Genomic DNA, 3,983 nt, shown 5'->3' with positions numbered 1-3,983 from the left:
CCGTCTCCGGTGACGGCGCGGCCCGGCGCTGAGGCCGGCCCGCGGATCAGGTGAGGTTGTACAGCGCCCGCGCCTCGTCGTGGGTCGCGATCGGCCGGCCGACCTCACGGGCGATCTCCTGGGCCTGCTGGAGCAGCTCCAGGTTCGTGGGGTTCCGGGCCGGGTCGTAGAACAGCTCCAGCCCCGTCTTGATGTGGCCGCCCAGCTCGATGGCCCGTCGCAGGAGCTCCGTGTCGTCGAAGGCGCCCTGGCCCCAGATCGAGATGTACCACGGGTGCTTGACCTTGGCCTCCTCGATCATCGTCAGGTAGTAGTACAGGCTCTCCAGGCTGGGCTTCATGCCGTTCGTGGCGATGGGCTCCATCGCGGTCAGGCCGTAGTCGCCGATCAGGTAGAAGTCCCACATCGACCCCGGCGTGGTGAGGCCCCGGTTCACGTAGTGCATCGCGTGGCGCAGGTGGCCCGGCTCGTAGACACCGAAGACCATGGAGACGTCGCGCTCCCGGAGCATCTTCACCTGGTCGGCGATGCGCTGGTAGTTGAACCCGAACTCCGGGCCCGAGAGGTAGCCCTCCTCGTCGACGTCCGTGGCGAACAGCGTGAGCCCCGTGTCGAGGCAGGCGACCCGGGCGTTGGTGTCCTCGTTGAGCAGCGCGACGTGCTCGAGCCCGTGCTCGTGCGGCAGCAGGCGCAGCGGGCTGCACGTCGTCGGGTACCACGTGATGTCGGGATGCTTCTCCAGCACCCGGTCCCAGGTGCGCTTGTAGTCCTTGTGAGCGTCCGGTCCGATCAGGTCGAAGCTCGTGTTGTGCGCGTGGATCGCGCCGGCGCCCGCCTCCCAGCACCGGATCGCGTCCTCGGCGATCTCCTCGTGGGTGATCGGCGTGTTCGGGTTCATCTCCTTGGAGCGGACGCCGTTGATGTGCGACTCGATGACGACCGGGTGGTCCCAGGTCGGCTTCATGTCGGCGTACTTGTCGAGAGCAGTGGCCATGGCCGGTTCTCCTCGGTAACTGGGTTGTCTGTGTGCCCGGCGCCTCGCGCGACGGCTCCGGCGGACAGTCGTGCGGAGTCGTCCACGCCGGCCGGAGGCCGTGCCGCCGCCCGGGCGGGGTGCCGCGGCTTCCGCCGCAGGTGCCGGGTTCCCGGCCTTCCCCTTGACATGTGATCTGCCCCACATCCATCCTGTGAATACGCTAGCACACCACGAATAAAAAATCCGTTCATCGATCCGCCCGGGGTTCCACACCCTCGCCGGGTCGCCACCAAGGAGGTTTCCGTGCCCGGCAACGACTACGAGGTCGAAGACTTCACCATCGCCATTCCTGACGAGAAGCTCGAGGACATGCACGAGCGGCTGCGCCGCACCCGGTTCCCCCAGGACTTCGCCAACGACGACTGGCGCTACGGCTACAACGGCGCCTACCACCGGCAGATGGTCGAGTACTGGATCGAGGAGTACGACTGGCGGGACGTCGAGCGGCGGATGAACGAGCTGCCGCACTTCAGGATGACGCTGGAGGGCATCCCCCTGCACTTCATCCATGTCAAGGGCAAGGGCCCCAACCCCATGCCCCTGCTGCTGCACCACGGCTGGCCGTGGACGTTCTGGGACGTGCGCAAGGTCATCGGTCCGCTCACCGATCCCGCGAGCCACGGCGGGGACCCGGCGGACTCCTTCGACGTCGTGCTCATCTCCCTGCCCGGCTACGGCTTCTCCTCGCCGCTGACCGAGCCGGGCTGGAACTGGTGGCGCACGGCCGACCTGGAGAACAAGCTGATGAAGGAGGTGCTCGGCTACGAGAAGTACGCGGTCGCCGGCGGTGACTGGGGGGCCCTCGTCACGCAGCAGCACGGGCACAAGTACCAGGACGACGTCCACGGCATCTACACGCACTTCCCCGCCCAGATGAGCCACTACCTCTTCGAGCACCCGGACGCGCCTCCGGGGGTCGAGTACGACCCGGTGCTCGGCTTGCCCGCCGCGAGCGAGTACGGCGAGGGCGAGGAGGGGTGGTTCGAGCGGGGCAAGCTCTTCGTCGAGAACGAGAGCGGCTACGGCGAGATCCAGCTGACCAAGCCCCAGACGCTGGCGGCGCTGGTGACGGACTCCCCGGCGGGCCAGCTCGCCTGGATCACGGAGAAGCGCTACTTCTGGGGACTGGCGGAGCGCGGGGTGGGCACCGAGGCCTTCGAGAAGGTCTGGCCGAAGGAGGACCTCGTCACGACGGCCGCCGTGTACTTCCTCACCGAGACCGGTGGCACCTCGTCGCGGTACTACTGGGAGTGCCGCGGCAATCCCTGGAGGCCCTCGCACGGGAACTTCCCCGTGGTCGGCGCGCCCACGGCCGTCAGCATCTATCCCGGGGAGATCTACAAGCCGCCCCGCACGTGGACGGAGAAGTACTTCAACCTGCAGCAGTACCGGGTGCACGACGAGGGCGGTCACTTCGCGCCCCTGGAGGTCCCCGGCATCTACGTCGACGACGTGTCGACCTTCTTCCGTCGGTTCCGCTGACCGGCTGAGACCAAGCACGAAGAGCCCGCTCGGCCCCTCCGAGCGGGCTCTTCGCCGTGCCGGGGCGGGTGCCCTCGACGGCTGCCACCCGGTGCCGGCGCAGCGATCGCCCACGTCGGAACGGGGGGCGGCGGACCGAGATGTGCTACTCATGCAGACTCTGAATAAATTTGCCGAGACCCTTGACAGCCCCGTGTGAGGCTGGTCACACTGGATGAAATGCTGATGCGGACCCCGCATAAGTATTCAGGGGACCCGGCGACCGTCCGGTACTAGTTCACAAGGAGTTGCGATGTCCAAGAACAAAACCATCCGTCGGCGGTTGGCCACCGGCGTGGCCGCCACGGCCGCCCTCGGCCTCGTGTCCGCCTGCACCACCACCGGAGGCTCCCAGGCCGGCGAAGGGGGTGAGCGGGAGCCGGTGGCCAAGGAGGACATCGTCCTGGTCGCCTCCGTCATCAACACCACGAACCCCTACATGGCATCGATGATCCAGGGTGCCGAAGCCCTCTCGGAGGAGCTCGGCGTGCCCCTGGAGGTCATCGACTCCCAGGGCAGCTCCCAGACGCAGATCTCGAAGATCCAGGCGATCCTCGCCGAGGGCAAGACGGTCGCCATGATGGTCAACACCGTCGCCAGCTCCGACGCGGTGCCGATCGTCAATGCCGTCGAGAACGCCGGTGGCTACACCACCATCTGGTGGAACAAGCCCGACAACTTCGAGCCCTCGGAGGAGGGCGACCACTTCGTGGCCTTCCAGAAGCACTCCGGCGTCGAGAGCGGCCAGTGCACCGGCGAGATGCTGGCGGAGGGCATCGGCGGACAGGGCAACATCATCGCCCTCGAAGGCGTGCAGGACAGCACGACCAGTCAGACCCGCGTCGCCGGCCTGAAGGACGCCCTCAAGGACTACCCGGACGTCAACCTCCTCGAGGTCCGTCCCGGCAACTGGGACCCGCAGGTCGCCTTCCAGGAGACCCAGAGCCTGATCGCCAAGCACGGCGACAAGATCGACGGTGTGTGGGCAGCCGACGACGCCATGATCATCGGCGCCATCGAGGCCATGCAGAAGGAGGGCCGGGTCGACGAGGTCAAGTTCGCCTCGGACGGCCTCTACCCGCCGGTCATCGACATGATGGAGTCCGGCATGGGCAACGACGCCATCGTCGGGGAGACCTTCCACCGCGGCTACATGGCCGCCGCGATCGGTCTCTACACGTCCTACCTCGCCGCCACGGGGGAGATCAACCCGTCCGAGCTGCCCGCGGAGCAGCGCAACAGCCTCTTCCAGCTGGAGTGCGTGACCCCGGACAACCTCGAGGAGTTCACCAAGTACGACGAGGACATCGACGGCTGGATCGACACGCTGATCGAGAACGGTCCCTGGGACGTGCAGCCGGTCCCGCTGGTCGGCGCCGGCCCCGAGCAGCTGCCGTAAGCGGACCGTCCACCTCCCCGTCCGGCC

3 protein-coding genes are annotated in these 3,983 nt (G+C 67.4%); 2 read left to right on the top strand and 1 reads right to left on the bottom strand.

The window, feature by feature from the left end; translation table 11 throughout:
* Positions 1-46: 46 nt before the first annotated feature.
* Positions 47-994, bottom strand: coding sequence for a 3-keto-5-aminohexanoate cleavage protein (locus ACH9EU_RS03790; RefSeq protein ID WP_396412605.1), 948 nt, complete (start codon positions 992-994; stop codon positions 47-49).
* Between the two features lie 285 nt (positions 995-1,279).
* Between ACH9EU_RS03790 and ACH9EU_RS03785 the strand changes: the two genes are divergently transcribed.
* Together ACH9EU_RS03785 and ACH9EU_RS03780 are read left to right on the top strand one after the other, a co-directional pair.
* Complete coding sequence (locus ACH9EU_RS03785; RefSeq protein WP_396412604.1) at positions 1,280-2,518, top strand: alpha/beta fold hydrolase; 1,239 nt, start codon at positions 1,280-1,282, stop codon at positions 2,516-2,518.
* Between the two features lie 292 nt (positions 2,519-2,810).
* The gene (locus ACH9EU_RS03780; protein ID WP_396412603.1) at positions 2,811-3,956 is read left to right on the top strand and encodes a substrate-binding domain-containing protein; all 1,146 of its coding nucleotides are present in this window, start codon (positions 2,811-2,813) and stop codon (positions 3,954-3,956) included.
* The last annotated feature ends 27 nt before the right edge of the window (positions 3,957-3,983 follow it).

Origin of the sequence: Kocuria rhizosphaerae, assembly GCF_044462265.1 — a bacterium.
GTDB lineage: Bacteria > Actinomycetota > Actinomycetes > Actinomycetales > Micrococcaceae > Kocuria > Kocuria rhizosphaerae.
This window is presented reverse-complemented; position numbering and strand designations above follow the sequence as displayed.